This window comes from Gluconobacter sp. OJA, from assembly GCF_039638325.1.
GTDB lineage: Bacteria > Pseudomonadota > Alphaproteobacteria > Acetobacterales > Acetobacteraceae > Gluconobacter > Gluconobacter cerinus.
Genome location: NZ_JBDIWI010000001.1, coordinates 2,102,341 through 2,119,695, shown reverse-complemented (window position 1 = coordinate 2,119,695; position 17,355 = coordinate 2,102,341). Strand labels below are relative to the sequence as shown.

Below are 17,355 nucleotides of genomic sequence, written 5' to 3'. Positions count from 1 at the left end.
TGTCCTGTGATGCAGAATGGATGACGCAGACGACACAACACCTTATAGGAGAGCATCAAAAGGCACCATGAACACGGAACGCGAGGCCATCACATTGACCCAGCAGGACGCCAGCACCGTCGCGAAACTCGACGAAACACTTCACGAAGACCGTATCCTCATTCTGGATTTCGGCAGCCAGGTAACGCAGCTCATCGCCCGCCGTGTGCGTGAGAGCGGTGTTTACTGTGAGATCTGGCCGTTCACGGCGACGGACGAGAAGATCCGTGAATTCAATCCGCGCGGTATCATTCTGTCTGGCAGCCCTGCCAGCGTCCATGACGAAAATGCTCCGGCGATTCCGGAAATCGTCTTCTCACTGAACCGTCCGGTTCTTGGCATCTGCTATGGCCAGCAGGCCATGTGCCAGAAGTTGGGCGGCAAGGTCGAAACGCACGAACATCGTGAATTCGGTCGCGCTTATATCGACATCGCTGAAGATTGCGCCCTGTTCCGTGGCGTCTGGGCACGCGGCAAGCGCGAACAGGTCTGGATGAGCCATGGCGATCGCGTCACGCAGCTTCCGCCGGGCTTCCGCGCTGTTGCCTATTCGGAAGGGGCTCCGTTCGCGATCATCGCCGATGAAGGCCGCCGCCTGTATGGTGTGCAGTTCCATCCGGAAGTCGTGCACACGCCGCATGGTGCTGCGCTGATTCGTAACTTTACGCACAATGTAGCGGGTTGCAGCGGCACGTGGACGATGGCTGGCTTCCGTGAGCTGGAAATTGCCCGTATCCGCAAGCAGGTCGGGGACGGCCGCGTCATTTGTGGTCTATCCGGCGGTGTGGACAGCTCCGTGGCTGCGAAGCTGATCCATGATGCTATTGGCGACCAGCTGACCTGTATTTTCGTTGATCCGGGCATCCTGCGTTCCGGGGAGGCCGACGAAGTCGTCAAGACGTTCCGTGGTCGCTTCAATATCCGTCTGGTTCACCGCGACGCATCTGACCTGTTCCTGAGTGAACTTGCAGGTGTCAAAGATCCGGAAATCAAGCGGAAGACCATTGGCCGCCTCTTTATCGAAGTGTTCGAGGAAGAAGCTGCAAAGCTTGGTGGCGCACAGTTCCTTGCTCAGGGCACGCTCTACCCAGACGTGATTGAAAGCGTCAGCTTCACGGGTGGCCCATCCGTTACCATCAAGTCCCATCATAACGTTGGCGGCTTGCCGGATCGCATGAACATGCAGCTGGTCGAGCCTCTCCGCGAACTGTTTAAGGACGAAGTTCGTGAACTGGGGCGTGAACTTGGCATTCCGGAACACATTGTGGGACGTCATCCGTTCCCGGGGCCGGGGCTTGCTATTCGTATTCCAGGTGAGATCGACAAGGAAAAGCTGGATCTTCTGCGGAAGGTGGACGCGATCTACCTGGAAGAAATCCGCAATGCCGGCCTCTATGATGCCATCTGGCAGGCTTTTGCGGTTCTGCTTCCTGTGCGGACTGTCGGTGTGATGGGCGATGGCCGGACCTATGATCAGGCCTGTGCTCTGCGTGCCGTGACCAGCACTGACGGCATGACCGCTGAAGTCTATCCGTTCGACTTCGCGTTCCTGAATCGCGTTGCTGGCCGTATTGTCAATGAAGTCCGGGGTGTTAACCGCGTGACTTACGACATTACGTCCAAGCCGCCGGGAACGATTGAGTGGGAATGAGGTTCTAAACCTCTGTCATTTGGAAAGGCCTGTCCCAAGAGGGACGGGCCTTTTTTTATGGTGTTATCATCAAGGCGGCCATTTGTTTCGCCTCGCGTCAATTTAACGCGCATTGCGACATTAGTTTTTGTAGCAAAACAATATTGATCTCGTTCAGACTTTCGCATGTTCGTGTCATCGCCATTTTCTGGCGGACAAAACAAGTGAGGAATTGCCGGTGTCAGGCACGGTGACAGTTCGAAGGCCGGTCCATTTTTTGCTCAGAGGCGCCTTCAGCGGAGTACTCCGGGCGGCCCTCCGCTTTAAGAGAGCTGCGACAATTCCTGCTTTTTGAACATCTGGACAATAGGACGAGGGCTAACGACGTGCGTCGCAGACTGATCTTGAAGATGCTTCCAGCGGGTCTACTGGCATTACGAGGGCAGGGGTATGCCCAAGATCGTGGAAACGGGCTGATACCAGCTTTTAAAGGTACGCCCCGGATTGCCGTGGGTGGGATTGCGTCAGAATGCAGCACTTACAGCCGTATTCGCTCCCGCATGCCGGAGTTCACCACGCGCCGAGGTGATGAGATTTTTGGAGCGCCGCTGTCCCAGCCGCTGCATCGTTATGATTTTGACCTCTTGCCGACCCTGGAAGCATCCGCACCACCAGGCGGCCCAGTTGAGCGCAAGACGTATGAGGCTTTGAAAGCAGAATATCTTGAGCGTCTGCGCAAGCTCCTACCGCTGGATGGTGTTTACCTGGCTATGCACGGTGCCCTGAGTGTCGAAGGCATGGATGATGCGGAGGGGGACTGGTATGCCGCAACGCGTTCTGTCGTCGGGCCAGATTGCCTGTTGTCCGCCTATTACGATCTTCACGGTAATCTCAGTCAGCGCAGTGTCGATACGCTGGATGCTCTGACGGCATACCGCACGGCGCCGCATGTTGATCGTATCGAGAATGTCATGCGGGCTACGGATATGCTTACACATTGTCTACGTTACGGCTTACGGCCCGGAATTGTGTGGGCAAGCATACCGGCGCTGCTTCCGGGTGAGCAGAGCAGCACAGAATGGGAACCGGGACGCCGCCTGTGGGCGGATCTGGCGGAATACAATCGGCTGCCAGGTATTCTCGATGTCTCCCAACTGGTTGGATATGTCTGGGCTGATGAGCCCCGTTCGGCTGCCTCCGTGGTTGTCACGGGTACGAACGTCGAAGAGCAGAAGCGTATCGCTACGGAACTGGCGCAGCGATACTGGGACGCACGACACGACTTTCATTTCGGCACACCAACCGGGACGATCGATGAGTGTCTCAGCCGTGCGATGTCATCAAAAACGCATCCCGTGGTCATTTCGGACTCCGGAGATAATCCGGGCGGTGGCGGCAACTCTGACCAGACTTTTTTCCTTCAGGCTTTGCTAAAGGCTGGCGCGAAGAATGTTCTGCTGGGTGGAATGACGGATCGGCCTGCAACGGATGCCTGTTACAAGGCGGGTGTTGGTGCAGTTCTTCCGTTATCTATCGGCGCGACCCTGGATCCCGTGATGTGCAAGCCTGTGCATGTCCGCGCGACTGTGAAGCATCTGACGCCGGTCTCGCATCCCGATGAAGGTGAAGCTGTCATTGAATTCAATGGCATCACGGCGACGCTTTCTGCTCGGCGGCGTCTGTATCATTCGGCGGAAGCATTCCGGGATATTGGGCTGGAGCCAACTGATTTTAGCATTGTCGTTCTGAAATGCGGGTATCTCAACCCAACCATGAAGCCGCTGGCCAATCCGGCGCTCATGGCGCTTTCGCCGGGGGCTATCAATCAGGATATCGTCAATATCGGTAATCATCGCCGTAAACCGACGTGGCCCTGGGTGCCCGATCTGACGTACACGCCGAAACCTTATGTGTCGGCTCGAATTCATCGCAGCTAAGGAGGGTGGATAGAGGAGGCAGATCCTCTCTTTAATCCGCATAAAACTACGCCTCGGGTAACTGGATGGTCACTTGAGGCGGATATAAACGCTCGTTAAGCTCTATCCAGAAAAAAGGCCTGCTCCTTTCGAAGCAGGCCTTTGTTTGGGCTGGAAAGACCTTAGTGTTCCATATGGTGCTTGTGGCCTGTCAGCTCTGTCGTGAGCTGGGCGCGAGCCTCACCTGATGGGAATTTTTCCGTGTGCAGGTTGATGTAGCTTTTGCCTGCCAGCACGTCCTTCACCTGATCTGCTGTCAGTGTCAGGGTTCCCGTCATCCGGGTCTGGTAAGGGCCAGGGATCGGCGCAATTACGCCTGCATCTTCACCCTCGGCTGCTGGACCATGCAGGTGGATTGCATTGACCGGACCTGTCAGACCGTTGTCTTCGAAACGGTATGACAGGGTATTTTTGGTTGTGTCCAGCATGGCAGACGCAGACCCCTTGATCGGGGATGTTGCGCCATGTTCGCCCTTGAACGGGCCAAAAAGATGGATCGTTTCAGCAGAAGCAGGCAGGGCCGTAACGGAGAGACCCAGCGCGAGAGCGGTAACAAAGAGACCTGTACGCATGGAACGTGATCCTTGCAGGAGTTGGAGACACTAAACGTGGTGTCAGGTCTCCAGTTCAGTGTTCCAGTACAGATAATCACGCCAGCTTTCGTGAAGATAGTGGGGCGGGAAGGTCCTCCCGTTTTCCTGAAGAAGGCGGCTGCTGGGCTGATCGGGTTTTCGGTGGGGATGCATGCCGATCTCGCTGGGGAGGCGGGAGCCTTTGAGGAGATTGCAGGGGCTGCAGGCGGTAACAACGTTCTGCCAGGTTGTTTTTCCCCCTTTCGCACGGGGGATAACGTGATCGAAAGTCAGCTCATGTGTTGGCAATCGATCATGGCAGTACTGACACGAAAAATTGTCCCGCAAGAAAACGTTGAACCGTGTGAAAGCGGGTTTTCGTGCTGAGGGAATGTAATCTTTCAGTGCGATGACGCTGGGAAGGCGCATGGCCATGCTGGGAGAGTGAACGACGGCGTCTTCGTACTCTGATAGAACGGATACCCGGTCCAGAAACACAGCCTTCACGGCTTCCTGCCATGACCATAGCGACAGCGGAAAGTATGAGAGCGGACGAAAATCCGCATTCAGAACAAGAGCCGGAAAATGCTGACTACTGACAGGCACCACGCGCTTCCTTTTTTGAAGGACGGCACATGCGGGAACTTCGGCGTAGAAAACTTAAGACAAACGCCGATAAACATGCGTCGTCGGCTTCTTTGAGATGACTATTTCAGTAAAATTCATGAACTGCAAGAAAACCCTGATGAAAGCTTGATGACGCTGTCTCCTGTAACGCGCTTTGCGCCCAGCCCGACTGGTTTCCTGCATCTTGGACATGTTGTGTCTGCCCTTCACGCGCGTGCGTCCGCCGGACAGGGTGGGCGGTTTCTTGTGCGGATTGAGGACATTGATACCGCGCGGTGCACATCAGCTTTTACCGATGCGCTGGGCGAGGATCTGCAATGGCTGGGGCTATGGTCGCAGGAACCTGTGCGTCAACAATCCCGGCATCTGGCGGAATATGCCCATGTTTTGACTGAACTCAGGAACAGGGAGCTTCTCTACCCCTGCGTTTGTACACGAGCTGAAATTGCTGCGGCTTCTACGTCTTATGCTCCAGACGGAAGTATTGTTTACCCGGGCACATGTCTCTGTGGCGGCCGATTAATATCCGGGCGTGTGCCAGCCTGGCGCCTGAACATGCAGCGCGCGCTTGATGAGCTTCAGGAAGTTCCGTCTTGGTACGAAGTGGGGCAGGGAAGAATTTCTGGCCGCGCTGACGAATTTGGAGACGTTGTGCTGGCCCGACGGGACACGGGTGTTTCCTATCACCTCTGCGTCACGCATGATGATGCCAAACAGGGTGTGAACTGTGTCACGCGTGGTCGGGATCTGTATGGCGCAACATCCATTCATCGTGTTCTTCAGTGCTTGATGAAATGGCCAGAACCTCACTATCGCCATCATGCCCTTATCAAAGACGCAGGTGGCCAGAAGCTCTCAAAACGGAATGGAGTGGAAGGTATTCGGACGCTGCGTGCTGCTGGATGGACTGCCGAGCAGGTTCTGGCTCATCCGCTCGTGCTTCAAGCACTCGCGGAGAGCTGAAATCATGGGATGACCCAGCGGAGTGGGGGCATCCCATGAAAAGTGCTTACCGGAGCAAAGTGCTACTCCGCAGGATAGCTCCGCGGGTATGTGACGTCAGAGTCTGGGCCCGGTGGGCGTGGCGCGCCTTTCTTTCCACAGGCGCTCAGGCTGGTGCTGAGGGCGAGAAAAGTCAGACTGAGAATCAAAAAACGTTTCATGTCGTCTCTCCAAGTTTGTTCAGCCAGGCCTGAGCCTGCTGCTGAACGTTGGACGGAGCCGTGCCGCCAAAGCTGGTGCGGGAGGCGAGGGAAGATTCAACCGTCAGAACATCAAAAATGCCTGCAGTGATGCCGGGTTCCACCGCCTGCATTTCGGCAAGGGACAGATCAGCCAGATCACAGCCTTTCTGTTCAGCCAGGCCAACCAAACGGCCTGTAACGTGATGAGCCGTCCGGAAAGGCACGCGGAGTTCACGCACCAGCCAGTCCGCCAGATCTGTGGCGGTGGAGAAGCCCATGCCTGCGACTTCACGCATTCGGTCCGTGTTGGGCTTAAGGTCCCGGATCATCCCGTCCATGGCAGCAAGGGAGAGCGTCATGGCTTCTGTCGCGTCAAAGACAGGTTCTTTGTCTTCCTGCGTGTCCTTTGCGTAGGCCAGTGGCAGGCCCTTCATGACAGTCAGCAGGCCAACAAAATTCCCCATAATGCGGCCGATCTTGGCGCGCACCAGTTCAGCCGCGTCAGGGTTACGCTTCTGCGGCATGATGGACGAGCCGGTTGTGAACGCGTCCGACAGGGTTACGAATCCGAAAGGAGCGGATGCCCACATGACGATTTCTTCAGCCAGTCGCGACAGATGCATGGCCTGAAGAGACAGGGCTGACAGGAATTCGAGAGCGAAATCACGGTCTGAAACGGCGTCGAGTGAATTGGCCGTCGGGCGATCAAAATCCAGCGCTGCTGCCGTCATTGCACGGTCGATCGGGAAGGACGTTCCAGCCAGAGCCGCTGATCCCAGCGGACATTCGTTCAACCGAGCCCGTGCATCGCGCAGGCGCCCACGGTCGCGGGAGAGCATTTCGACGTAAGCCAGAAGGTGATGGCCGAACGTTACAGGCTGAGCGACCTGAAGATGCGTGAAGCCGGGCATCGGCGTTGCGTGATGTTCCAGTGCGCGGGTTGCAAGGGCGCGCATGAGGGAAGCAGTCTGTTCCTGAAGGCCGTCAATCGCATCACGCACCCACAGGCGGAAATCCGTGGCCACCTGATCATTGCGGGACCGTGCCGTGTGCAGGCGCTTGCCGGCTTCGCCAATCCGCTCGGAGAGGCGTGCCTCGATGTTCATGTGAATGTCTTCGAGGGCAGGGGCGAACTCGAAGCGTCCTTCGCCGATTTCCTGTGCGATATCCCCCAGTCCCTGCCGGATTTCCGCAAGTTCGGTTTCCGTCAGAAGGCCGACCTTCTGAAGCATCGCTGCATGTGCAAGAGAGCCGCGGATATCCTGACGCCAGAGGATTTTATCAAAGCCGATGGAGGCATTGATCTCACTCATGATCGCAGCCGGTCCGGAGGCGAAACGGCCACCCCATTGCGGGTTGGCAGCCGTACCTTCAAAGCTTGAGGCAGGATCGGTTTCTTTTTCGACAGGAACGTTTTTCATGATAACCGTAACAGGATGAAACAGAAGCAGATCGACCGGCGAACCCTTCTTTCAGGAGGCCTAAGCCTAGCTGCGGCGGCCAGCCTGCGCAATTCCGCACGTGCTGAAGATCGCCCGAAACCGATTGTTCCGTCTCTGGAGCCAGCGGCGGCACGTCTTGCTCCGCTGGAATTGAAGCTCCAGCGGCCGGAGGGCGGCAGTCGTGCCTTGTCCGCCTGGCGTGGCACGCCATTTGTTCTGCATGTCTGGGCAACCTGGTGTGCGCCCTGCAAACATGAACTGCCGCAGCTGGATGCCTTTATGAAGGCGCTTGGAGACGACAGCCCTATCGTCCCGGTCGCCATGGCCAGTCATGGGCCGGATGCCGTCGCTGCGTTTCTTAAGGCGCAAAATCTGACCCATATTGATCCGTGGTCTGCGGATGCTCATGAATTCCAGAGCTGGCTGGGTGAAAAGCCGCTGAGCTTTCCGTCTACCTATCTGATTGATGCAGAGGGTCGTCTTCGCGCGGTGATTGAAGGCGAAACGGACTGGGGTGCGCCAGAGAGTGTGGCGCAGTTCAGAAAAGTTATTGCAGCTTTGAAAAAGTAATGGTGTTCTGGCGGAAGTGACAGCAGAACGAGTGATTTGATGGCAGTGACGATTGGTCGGCGTGGATTTATTGCGGGCGTAGGCGGTTTGAGCGTGGCTGCCGGCCTGTCTGGTGCCGCATGGGCTGGAAAACAGGAAAATCTTCGTTCGGTCAGGAGTTTGGCGCCGGGTAAGCCGCAGCTTGAGCCCGTAGCGCTGCAACTGATTGGCCCAGCAGGGGCAACGCAATCGCTGGCCTCGATGCGGGGTAAGCCGTTCCTGCTGCATGTGTGGGCAACATGGTGCGGTCCTTGCAAACAGGAGCTTCCAAAGCTCGACGCTTTCTGTGCGTCCCTGGGAACAGACTGTCCCATCATTCCCGCTGCTGTAGCCAGTGGCACACCGGAAAAGGTTGCGTCATTTCTGGATGCGGCGGGTCTGAAGCACCTCCCGGCGTGGACGATGGACAAGGCTGCTTACAAAGCATGGTTGAAGACATCCGATGTCGCCATTCCAGTCACATACCTGATTGATTCGTCGGGTCGTCTTCGGGCTGCGGCCGAAGGTGGCGTGAACTGGTCCGCCCCTGATGCCGCGCGTCAACTGCACGACGTTCTTGCCGGAATCTGATTTTAATTTTCTGACGACACCAGGAATTCCACTAATGACTTTTTCTTTGACCCGCCGTGCCGCGCTCGCAGGAGCCGCCGGACTGCTCGCTTCTTCCCGTGTTTTCAGCGCTTCTGCTGAAGACAAAGGCATACCCTTTGTCCCGAATTCATTTGGCGTTCTGGCCAAGCCTCGTGCTCTGCCAGTGCTCTCTTTCCAGAATGAGCAGGGGCAGGAAGTCCCTTTGTCGCATTGGTTCGGCAAGCCCTTCGTTCTGCACTTCTGGGCGACCTGGTGCCCGCCGTGCATTCGTGAACTTCCCTCCGTTAACGCGACGGCCAAGGCTCTGGGTGCAGACGGGCCACAGATTGTGACGGCAGCCGTGCGCGGCAGTACGGTGCCCAAGGTCCGGGCCTTTTATGATGCACACCAGATTGACGCCCTGCCGCTTCTCGTGGACCCGACGTCCTCTGTAATGATGGAAACGGCCGATCAGGATGCTCTGGTGGCGTCTATCAAGCATGTACGTCCGGACGATCTGAAAGATCTTACGCCAAGTGTCATGGCGCTGCATGGCGTGCCCCGGTCCCTTCTGCTGAACGCCAAGGGTGAGGTTGTCGCCGAGGCCATTGGGAATATGGACTGGTCTGCCGATGCGGTCCGCCATACCTTGTCCGTCCTCGCAGGCTAACAACGTAAAGAGTCGATGTCCCTTTCTCTGCTGGGTGCCGATGATCCGGCACCGTTCCTCCTGTTCCCTGAGACCCAACCGTCACCGTTCGTGCTGGTGAGTGACCATGCGGGAAAAGCTGTTCCCAAAGCACTGGAGTTTCTGGGCGTCAGGGAACCGGACTGGCACCGGCACATTGCATGGGACATCGGGATCGTCGGGGTAGGGCGGTTTCTGCGTGACCTGCTGGGCTCTCCCCTGATTGAGCAGGTCTATTCCCGGCTGGTCATCGATTGTAACCGCGCGCCGGGTCACCCGACATCCATGCCTCATGTCAGTGATGGGACCCATGTTCCAGGAAACAGTGAAGCGCCTGTTCATTGCCGGGCACGGCGAGAGCGCGAAATCCTTCATCCCTATCACGATGCAATTGCCGAGGTTCTGGCGGAACGGACATCGCGCCCGACGGCGCTGATTGCCTTGCACAGCTTTACCCCGGAAATGGCGGGTGTTCGGCGCCCCTGGCAGATCGGCATTCTTCATCACAAGGATAGCCGGATGGCTCGCGTGATGATCGATACTCTGCGGACAGAAGGTGACCTTTGCGTTGGAGACAATGAGCCTTACGTCCTGACTGATACCAACGAATACACAGTCCCCCGGCATGCAGAAGCAAACGGGTTGCCCTATCTGGAAATTGAACTTCGACAGGACCTTATTGCGGATGAGGAGGGGCAACGTGCATGGGCGGAGCGTCTCGCAAGACTTCTGCCTCAGGTCTGGGAGACACTGGCTGCATGATTGACGGACATACAAAACTTGCTGGTGTCATGGGATGGCCCGTGGAGCATTCTCGTTCGCCCATGCTGCACAATCACTGGTGCAGGGTGCACGATGTGAACGGGGCGTATGTGCCGCTCCCCACGCGACCGGAACATTTTGAGGCTGCTCTCAAGGGACTGGCTGCAGCAGGCTTTCGGGGCGTGAATGTCACGATTCCGCACAAGGAAGCCGCGATGCGGGCCTGCGACAGCATGACGGATACCGCCAGGCGTGCGGGAGCCGTTAACACTGTGCGTTTTGAGAATGGTCAGATTATCGGTGACTGCACTGACGGCACGGGTTTTTGTGACAACCTCACCGCACATGGGGTCACCTTGTCCGGCCGAGCGCTAATCCTTGGGGCTGGAGGCGCAGCGCGCGCCGTTGCGGCTGCACTGCTGGATCGCGGCTGTGAAGTTGTAGTCGCGAACCGAACCATGGCGCGCGCCGAAGCAATGGTCGAGGCCTTGAAGGGAGGGGAAGCTGTCGAGTGGTATGACTGGCCGTCTCTCCTTCCGGGCTGTTCACTTCTGGTCAATGCAACGTCGCTGGGGATGAACGGCAAAGCCGACATAGACTGGAGCGCAATGCTGCGACAGGCCGGGTCCAGCCTGTGCGTGACAGATATTGTTTATACTCCGCGGGAGACACCGCTCCTGAAAGCGGCAAAAGCTGCCGATCTGCAAACGGTTGATGGTCTCGGGATGCTGATTCATCAGGCTCGGGCAGGATTTCGATCCTGGTTCGGAGTAGACCCGGAAGCCGATGAGGCAACCTTCAATCTGCTGGCTGCAAGTTTGCGCTAACCCATGAAAATCATCGGTCTGACTGGCGGAATGGCGGCGGGGAAAAGTACAGTCGCCGCTCTGTTTCGCCGGGCCGGTGTGCCGGTTTTTGACGCGGACGCTGTTGTGCGGACCCTTCAGGGGCCAAGAGGAAAGGCGCTCCCCGCCATTGCCCGCGTCTTTCCTGTTGCAGTGCAGAACGGCGTTCTGAATCGTATGGCCCTGCGTCAGGCTGTGGTTGGAAATGTGGCCGCGCTTCAAGCGTTGGAGGCCATCATGCATCCGCTTGTAAAAGCCGAGCGAGAGAGGTTCCTGCGTCAATGTCGTGCGCGAAAAGAACCGTTCTGTGTCCTGGATATTCCGCTTCTGATGGAAATCGGTGAGGACCGGAAATGCGATGTAGTGGTGGTGGTTGAGGCCCCCATGGCAACACGCCTGTCCCGTATTCATCAGCGCGGGAAAACGGGTGCCAGAATGAGCGAAGCACAGGCACGTTCCCTTATCGCACGGCAAATGCCGGACCACGAACGCAGACGCCGGGCACACATCGTGATACGAACCGGCCTTTCCCGCGGATCTGCTGCCCGGCAGGTTCGCGCTCTTTTGCACCGTCTGCGCGAGGCTTCATGAAACGCTCAATCCTGTTCGATACGGAAACCACAGGCTTTGACCCGGATCAGGGCGATCGTATCATCGAAATTGCAGCCATCGAACTGATCGATGATCTGCCGACGACCAATTATTACCACGTTATGGTGCATCCGGAGCGCGACATTCCGGCCGAGGCCACGAAGGTGCACGGTTTTCGGATTGAAGATCTGGAGGGTGCGCCGAAGTTTCCAGAAATCGCAGACGGATTTCTGGAATTTATTGGCGATGCCCCGATGATCGCGCATAACGCGCGCTTCGACTTCAAATTCGTGAACGCCGAACTGCAAAAATGCGGTCGCGCGCCGCTGGATTACGCCAGTCGTGCGATCGATACCGTGGAAATGGCGCGCAAAAAATATCCGGGTATGCCCGCCAGCCTTGATGCGTTGTGTCGCCGCTTCAACATCGACCTGTCCCAGCGTGGCACCCATAACGCTCTGCTGGACTGCAAATTGCTGGCAGACGTGTATGTCGAACTGATGGGCGGCCGCCAGCGCGGGCTTGGATTGGCTGGACCTTCACGGAGCCGCAGTATTGCTGAAGCAGGTGATATGCTCGCGAACCGGACCCCACGGAAAATGCCGCTTCCGAATGCAGAAGAGCTGGCGGCTCATACAGCTTTTGTGGATGGTCTGAAGGATCCGGTGTGGCGCCGCGACTGATGAAGATCCTGTTCATCACGTCCAACAGGCTTGGCGATGCCGTTATTTCCACTGGTGTGCTGGATGCTCTGCAAAAACGCTATCCGGCAGCTGTATTTACCGTTGTCTGTGGACCGGTCGCGGCAGGGTTGTTCGAGCCAGACCCTCGCTGTGAGCGGGTTATTACTCTTGAAAAACGCCGCCACGATCGACACTGGCTGGACCTCTGGTCTGCCTGCGTCCGAACGCGCTGGTTTATGGTTGTGGATCTGCGGGGTTCCCTCCTCAGCCTCACGCTGCGGACCCGTCGAAGGTTGATCGTCCAGGGAGGACGTCGGGACGGACGCAAAATCGAGCAGCTTCGTGATGCGCTTGGCCGTCACAAAACACCGATGCCGCGTGTCTGGACCTCCAGCCAACATGACAAAACTGCAGAAGACCTGCTTGCGGGTGGCCCTTGGCTGGCTTTGGGGCCAACGGCGAACTGGGATGGCAAAATCTGGCCTCCAGAGCGATTTGTCGCGCTTGCTGAGGGCCTGCGTCGTCAGGGGATGCGACCTGTTCTGTTTTATGGGCCGGGAGATGCAGAAAAAGAACGGGCCAGACCTGTTCTGGAAGCGCTCCCGGAGGCGCTGGACCTAGGCGGAGACAGGTCTCTTGGAGAAGTAGCCGCGCTGCTTGCTCGTTGTGCGCTCTTCGTAGGCAATGACTCAGGCCTCATGCATTTGGCCGCCGCTGCCGGAACGCCCACGCTTGGTCTGTTTGGTCCCTCCCGCATGTCCGAATATGCTCCGTCGGGGGCTGAGGCGTTCGCAATCGCGGCTCCCGGTCCGGAAGGAAAAGCGTCGTTGGAAGACCTGAGTGTCGAAGCGGTTCTGGATGTTGCCAAAGCCATTCTGGCAGGAAACGCTGGTTCCTTCCGGACCTGACCTTGAAGCGCTGCCCTGCATGGCCGATAGAGAAAGTATGAGTGTTTTTTTCCAGCCTTCGCCTGCGGTGTCGTCTTCTTTTCCCGGGCGCAAAGCCAGAGTGGCCCATGTCATGGCGGGCTCGGCACGAGGCGGGGCGGAACTGTTCTTTGAGCGCCTTTCCATGGCTCAAACTCAGGATGAGCGCCCAGTTCGCGCGCTGATCCGGCATGATTCCGCACGGGAAGATCGTCTGCGTGCCGCTTGCGTGGAAACACATACGTTCAGGTTTGGTGGCGCTCTGGACGTCAGTACGCGGTCGCATTTGCGGCGGAACCTGAATGAGTTTCAGCCTGATGTCGTTGTGGCCTGGATGAGTCGTGCGGCGCGCAAACTGCCAACAGGTCCTTGGCGGACAGCGGGGCGTTTGGGCGGATACTACGATCTGTCCAATTATCGGCGCTGCGAGCATCTGATTGGTAATACACGTGGTTTGGCCGATTGGATGAAAGCCCAGGGATGGCCTGCGGATCGCGTTCATTACCTACCGAATTTTGCGACCGATTTTGCGTCTGTGACACCGGTACGCCCGGATTTCCTGCCTCCCGATGTTCCGTTTGTGCTGGCTCTAGGACGCCTGCATGGAAACAAGGCGTTTGATGTCCTGATACGCGCCATGACCCGTCTGCCAAGCGTGCACCTCGTCATTGCTGGGGAAGGTCCGGAACGTGCGACGCTGGAAGCGCTGATCCGAAGCGAAAATCTTTCAGGCCGTGTTCATCTTCCGGGGTGGGTCGCGGAGAGTGGGCCATGGTTGCGGGCCTGTGATGTTATGGTTTGCCCATCGCGGATCGAGCCGCTTGGAAATGTCGTGATTGAAGGTCTTTCAGCAGCGGTGCCTGTTGTCGGAAGTGCTATTCAGGGGCCTCAGGAAATTCTTTCCGGGACTGAAGATGGCCTTCTTGCTCCCGTTGAGGATGCTAAAGCCCTCTCTGTCCAGATCGGAAATATTCTGGAAGATAAAGCTCTTGCCCTGCGTTTGCGACACAATGGTCGTGCCCGGTTCGAGCGCGAGTTTGCACAGGATGTCGTGATGGCCCGCTGGTCCGAATTTCTGGACGGAGGGCTGACCTGATGTGTGGAATCGCCGGTCTGTCCTGTCTGCCCGGAAAGGCACCCGATCAAGCCGCGCTGGAACGAATGTCTGCTGCGATTTTTCATCGTGGGCCGGATGGGGAAGGGCGCCTGGATCTTACAGGCGCAGCACTGAGACATCGCCGTCTGTCCATCGTGGATATTGCTGGCGGAACCCAACCCTTCCGGGTCGGGAATGCGGCGTTGATTGCCAATGGAGAGATTTACAACGATCCGGACATTCGCAGTACGTTTCCTGCTGATCGTTTCCAGACCAGGAGCGATTGTGAACCGCCTTTGCACCTCTGGCTGAGAGATGGAACTGGCTATACGCACGAACTGCGCGGCATGTACGCCATCGCCGCCGTTGAGAACGAGCAAGGCCAGCACGAAATGCTGCTGTCCCGCGATCCGTTCGGCATCAAGCCACTTTATATTGCGGAATACGAAGGTGGAATTGCTTTCGCCTCAGAGGCGCAGGCTTTGCTGGCCGGAGGCTTTGGGGTTCGGCGGGTCAGGAGCAAGGCGCGGAATGAACTGCTCCAGCTTCAGTTCACAACCGGGCAAAAAACAGTTTTCCCGGGAATACGGCGCCTGTTGCCGGGTGAAACCCTGCGGATTGTGGATGGGCGGATCGTTGAATCGCGTCGTCGCCACGCTTTGCAGGAAGCCACGGAAACCATCCCCGCTGACCTGACGGACGAGCAGGCTCTGCGCAGGCTCGATGCCGCCTTAACTGACAGTGTTCATGCGCACCTTCGGGCCGATGTTCCTCTGGGACTGTTTCTATCGGGCGGAATTGACAGCTCTGCTATCCTCGCCGCCGCTCATAAACTCGGGCTACCGCGCCCCATGACCTGGACGGCGCGCTTTGACACTGGAAAAGCGGACGAATCTACCGATGCCGCAGCGCTGGCGGCTTCGGTTGGTGCAGATCATCATGTTCTGACCGTCACAGAAGCAATGGTCTGGTCCCATCTGCCTGCCATTGTGGCCTGCATGGATGATCCTGCGGCAGACTACGCGATTATTCCAACGTGGTTTCTGGCGCAGGAAGCGCGCAAGGACGTCACTGTGATCCTGAGCGGCGAGGGGGGAGATGAGCTCTTTGCTGGGTATGGGCGCTATCGTCGGGCTATGAAGCCATGGTGGCGCGGCGGAAGAGGCCCCTGGCGTTCGGGTACATTTGGTCGGTGTGTGCCGGGACAGGGGCGTCAGTGGCGCGCCGGGCTCGCGGCCATGGAACTGTCCCAGCGTTTGACGGGGCTTCCCGCAGTGCAAGCGCTTGATATCGCCGAATGGCTCCCGAATGACTTGTTGCTCAAGTTGGACCGCTGCCTGATGGCGCATTCTGCTGAGGGGCGCACACCGCTACTGGACCCTGTTGTGGCCAAGGCTGTCTGGTCTCTCCCGGATCATTTCAAAGTGCGGGATGGATACGGCAAGTGGCTTCTGCGCCGCTGGCTTCAGGATGCGCTTCCACAGGCAAAGCCTTTCGCCCCAAAGCAGGGTTTCACTGTGCCTGTTGGGCCGTGGATCGAGAAACAGTCTCAACGACTGGGCCCGCTGGTGGCGCAACAGTCCTGCATTCAGGACGTCATGGCTCCGCACAAGGTCGAACGTATTTTCTCGACTGCGACCCAGCGCGGTCACGCCCGCCAAGCCTGGACGCTGCTGTTCTACGCTTTGTGGTTCCGACACCATGTTGAAGGCATTCCGGCTGACGGAGATGTTTTCGAGACACTTTCCCGCGCTCGCTAAGTGCGGTTTTCATCAGACTGACAAGGACAGACCATGCATTACGATCTGATTATCCGGGGTGGCCGCTGCGTATTCCCGTGGGGAGAAGCGGAGGCGGATCTGGGTGTCCGAAACGGCCGCATCGCTTCTCTGTCAGTTTCGCACGACGATGAAGCTGAAAGGGTGATTGATGCGACGGGGCTGCATGTCCTGCCGGGCCTGATCGATAGCCATGTTCACCTGCGTGACCCCGGAAATGCTGCGGTGGAAACTCTTGAAACCGGAACGCGCGCGGCAGCTTTGGGCGGTGTCGCAACAGTTTTCGATATGCCGAATACCTCGCCTAGCGTTACGGACAAGGCGATGCTGGATTGGAAGCGCGAGCACATCAGCAATGTCGCTCATGTTGATGTTGGCATGTACATCGGGGCGACCCGTGACAACACGCCTGACCTCGCCATGCTGGAGCAGCAGCCAGGCGTCTGTGCCATCAAGGTTTTCGCTGGGTCTTCTACCGGCAACCTGATGATCGAGGACGACGAAGGCATCGAAGCCGTCATGCGTTCGGGCCACCGTCGTGTCTGCTTTCATTCCGAAGATGAATACCGTCTTCAGGCACGTAAGCCGATGTTTCATGAAGGCCAGCCTTACGCCACACATAGTGTCTGGCGGGATGTGGAATGTGCGTTTCTGGGAACGCGCCGCATCATGGCGATTGCCCGCAAGACGGGTCGGCCGGCCCATATCCTCCACACGTCTACAGCCGAAGAGCTGGAATATCTCGCTGACTTTCGGGATGTTTCAACAGTAGAAGTGCTGGTCAATCACCTCACGCAGGTTGGCCCGGAATGCTATGAAAAGCTGGGTGGGCTTGCCGTAATGAACCCGCCGTTGCGGGATCGCTATCACTACGAGGCAAGCTGGAAGGCTATTCAGGACGGTCGTGTCGATGTTGTGTCTTCGGACCACGCGCCGCATCCACTGGAAGCAAAGAAACGTCCTTGGCCGAATTGCCCGGCTGGCCTGACTGGTGTCCAGACCATTGTTCCGGTCATGCTTGATCATGTGAATGCAGGTCGTCTGTCACTGGCACGTCTGGTGGATCTGATGTCCGCCGGGCCAGCGCGTGTTTACGGTCTTCAGACCAAGGGCCGCATGGCTGTTGGTTTCGACGCAGATTTCACGCTTGTGGACATGAAAGCACAGCGGGAAATTACCAATGACTGGATCGTCTCGCCTGCAGGGTGGACGCCATTTGACGGAACCCATGTGAGGGGTTGGCCAATGGCAACCATCGTGCGTGGAACGGTGGTCATGCAGGACGACGAGGTGATTGGTGAAGCGACGGGACGGTTTGCCAAATTTGCGCCTTGATC

18 protein-coding genes are annotated in these 17,355 nt (G+C 57.6%); 14 read left to right on the top strand and 4 right to left on the bottom strand.

Annotated elements, in window-relative coordinates:
* Nucleotides 1–67 precede the first annotated feature (67 nt).
* Together guaA and ABDK75_RS09610 are read left to right on the top strand one after the other, a co-directional pair.
* Nucleotides 68–1,690 (top strand): glutamine-hydrolyzing GMP synthase, encoded by a 1,623-nt coding sequence (guaA, locus tag ABDK75_RS09615; RefSeq protein WP_174694761.1) that lies wholly within the window; start codon nucleotides 68–70, stop codon nucleotides 1,688–1,690.
* A gap of 365 nt (nucleotides 1,691–2,055) precedes the next feature.
* On the top strand, nucleotides 2,056–3,606 hold the full coding sequence (locus ABDK75_RS09610) for a M81 family metallopeptidase (RefSeq protein ID WP_346005700.1): 1,551 nt from the start codon (nucleotides 2,056–2,058) through the stop codon (nucleotides 3,604–3,606).
* 161 nt (nucleotides 3,607–3,767) lie between these two features.
* Here ABDK75_RS09610 and ABDK75_RS09605 read toward each other — a convergent pair whose 3' ends face one another.
* Nucleotides 3,768–4,217 (bottom strand): CHRD domain-containing protein, encoded by a 450-nt coding sequence (locus tag ABDK75_RS09605; protein WP_046899614.1) that lies wholly within the window; start codon nucleotides 4,215–4,217, stop codon nucleotides 3,768–3,770.
* A 42-nt stretch (nucleotides 4,218–4,259) separates the two neighbouring features.
* Complete coding sequence (locus ABDK75_RS09600) at nucleotides 4,260–4,823, bottom strand: HNH endonuclease (RefSeq protein WP_046899613.1); 564 nt, start codon at nucleotides 4,821–4,823, stop codon at nucleotides 4,260–4,262.
* A gap of 150 nt (nucleotides 4,824–4,973) precedes the next feature.
* Between ABDK75_RS09600 and gluQRS the strand changes: the two genes are divergently transcribed.
* Nucleotides 4,974–5,807: a tRNA glutamyl-Q(34) synthetase GluQRS gene (gluQRS, locus tag ABDK75_RS09595; protein ID WP_211502106.1), complete on the top strand. Its 834-nt coding sequence runs from the start codon at nucleotides 4,974–4,976 to the stop codon at nucleotides 5,805–5,807.
* 62 nt (nucleotides 5,808–5,869) lie between these two features.
* Here gluQRS and lptM read toward each other — a convergent pair whose 3' ends face one another.
* The gene (gene lptM, locus ABDK75_RS17840) at nucleotides 5,870–6,007 is read right to left on the bottom strand and encodes an LPS translocon maturation chaperone LptM (protein WP_215751551.1); all 138 of its coding nucleotides are present in this window, start codon (nucleotides 6,005–6,007) and stop codon (nucleotides 5,870–5,872) included.
* Complete coding sequence (gene argH / locus ABDK75_RS09590) at nucleotides 6,004–7,449, bottom strand: argininosuccinate lyase (RefSeq protein ID WP_346005698.1); 1,446 nt, start codon at nucleotides 7,447–7,449, stop codon at nucleotides 6,004–6,006. The genes lptM and argH overlap by 4 nt, the downstream gene beginning before the upstream one ends.
* A gap of 15 nt (nucleotides 7,450–7,464) precedes the next feature.
* On the opposite strand from argH, the gene ABDK75_RS09585 reads away from it, so the two are divergent.
* Genes ABDK75_RS09585 through ABDK75_RS09535 form a run of 11 tightly spaced genes read left to right on the top strand, consistent with a single transcriptional unit; the run spans nucleotide 7,465 to nucleotide 17,353 of the window.
* Nucleotides 7,465–8,040, top strand: a complete 576-nt coding sequence (locus ABDK75_RS09585; protein WP_339405369.1) for a TlpA disulfide reductase family protein — start codon at nucleotides 7,465–7,467, stop codon at nucleotides 8,038–8,040.
* Nucleotides 8,041–8,079: 39 nt separating this feature from the next.
* A complete protein-coding gene (locus ABDK75_RS09580; RefSeq protein WP_215768484.1) occupies nucleotides 8,080–8,649 on the top strand; it encodes a TlpA disulfide reductase family protein in 570 nt (189 codons plus the stop codon).
* Nucleotides 8,650–8,683: 34 nt separating this feature from the next.
* Nucleotides 8,684–9,319, top strand: coding sequence for a TlpA disulfide reductase family protein (locus tag ABDK75_RS09575; protein ID WP_202206626.1), 636 nt, complete (start codon nucleotides 8,684–8,686; stop codon nucleotides 9,317–9,319).
* Between the two features lie 15 nt (nucleotides 9,320–9,334).
* Nucleotides 9,335–10,099 (top strand): N-formylglutamate amidohydrolase, encoded by a 765-nt coding sequence (locus ABDK75_RS09570; RefSeq protein ID WP_346005697.1) that lies wholly within the window; start codon nucleotides 9,335–9,337, stop codon nucleotides 10,097–10,099.
* The gene (locus ABDK75_RS09565) at nucleotides 10,096–10,926 is read left to right on the top strand and encodes a shikimate dehydrogenase (RefSeq protein ID WP_346005695.1); all 831 of its coding nucleotides are present in this window, start codon (nucleotides 10,096–10,098) and stop codon (nucleotides 10,924–10,926) included. Before ABDK75_RS09570 ends, ABDK75_RS09565 begins: the two co-directional genes overlap by 4 nt.
* A gap of 3 nt (nucleotides 10,927–10,929) precedes the next feature.
* Nucleotides 10,930–11,535, top strand: a complete 606-nt coding sequence (gene coaE / locus ABDK75_RS09560; protein WP_346005694.1) for a dephospho-CoA kinase — start codon at nucleotides 10,930–10,932, stop codon at nucleotides 11,533–11,535.
* Complete coding sequence (dnaQ, locus tag ABDK75_RS09555; protein WP_346005693.1) at nucleotides 11,532–12,218, top strand: DNA polymerase III subunit epsilon; 687 nt, start codon at nucleotides 11,532–11,534, stop codon at nucleotides 12,216–12,218. Before coaE ends, dnaQ begins: the two co-directional genes overlap by 4 nt.
* Nucleotides 12,218–13,126, top strand: a complete 909-nt coding sequence (locus ABDK75_RS09550; protein ID WP_346005853.1) for a glycosyltransferase family 9 protein — start codon at nucleotides 12,218–12,220, stop codon at nucleotides 13,124–13,126. Before dnaQ ends, ABDK75_RS09550 begins: the two co-directional genes overlap by 1 nt.
* A 37-nt stretch (nucleotides 13,127–13,163) precedes the next feature.
* Nucleotides 13,164–14,240 carry a glycosyltransferase gene (locus tag ABDK75_RS09545; RefSeq protein ID WP_346005692.1) on the top strand — a complete coding sequence of 359 codons (1,077 nt, stop codon included), beginning with the start codon at nucleotides 13,164–13,166 and terminating at the stop codon, nucleotides 14,238–14,240.
* Nucleotides 14,240–16,000, top strand: coding sequence for an asparagine synthase (glutamine-hydrolyzing) (asnB, locus tag ABDK75_RS09540; protein WP_346005691.1), 1,761 nt, complete (start codon nucleotides 14,240–14,242; stop codon nucleotides 15,998–16,000). The genes ABDK75_RS09545 and asnB overlap by 1 nt, the downstream gene beginning before the upstream one ends.
* A gap of 33 nt (nucleotides 16,001–16,033) precedes the next feature.
* Nucleotides 16,034–17,353, top strand: coding sequence for a dihydroorotase (locus tag ABDK75_RS09535; RefSeq protein WP_346005690.1), 1,320 nt, complete (start codon nucleotides 16,034–16,036; stop codon nucleotides 17,351–17,353).
* The last annotated feature ends 2 nt before the right edge of the window (nucleotides 17,354–17,355 follow it).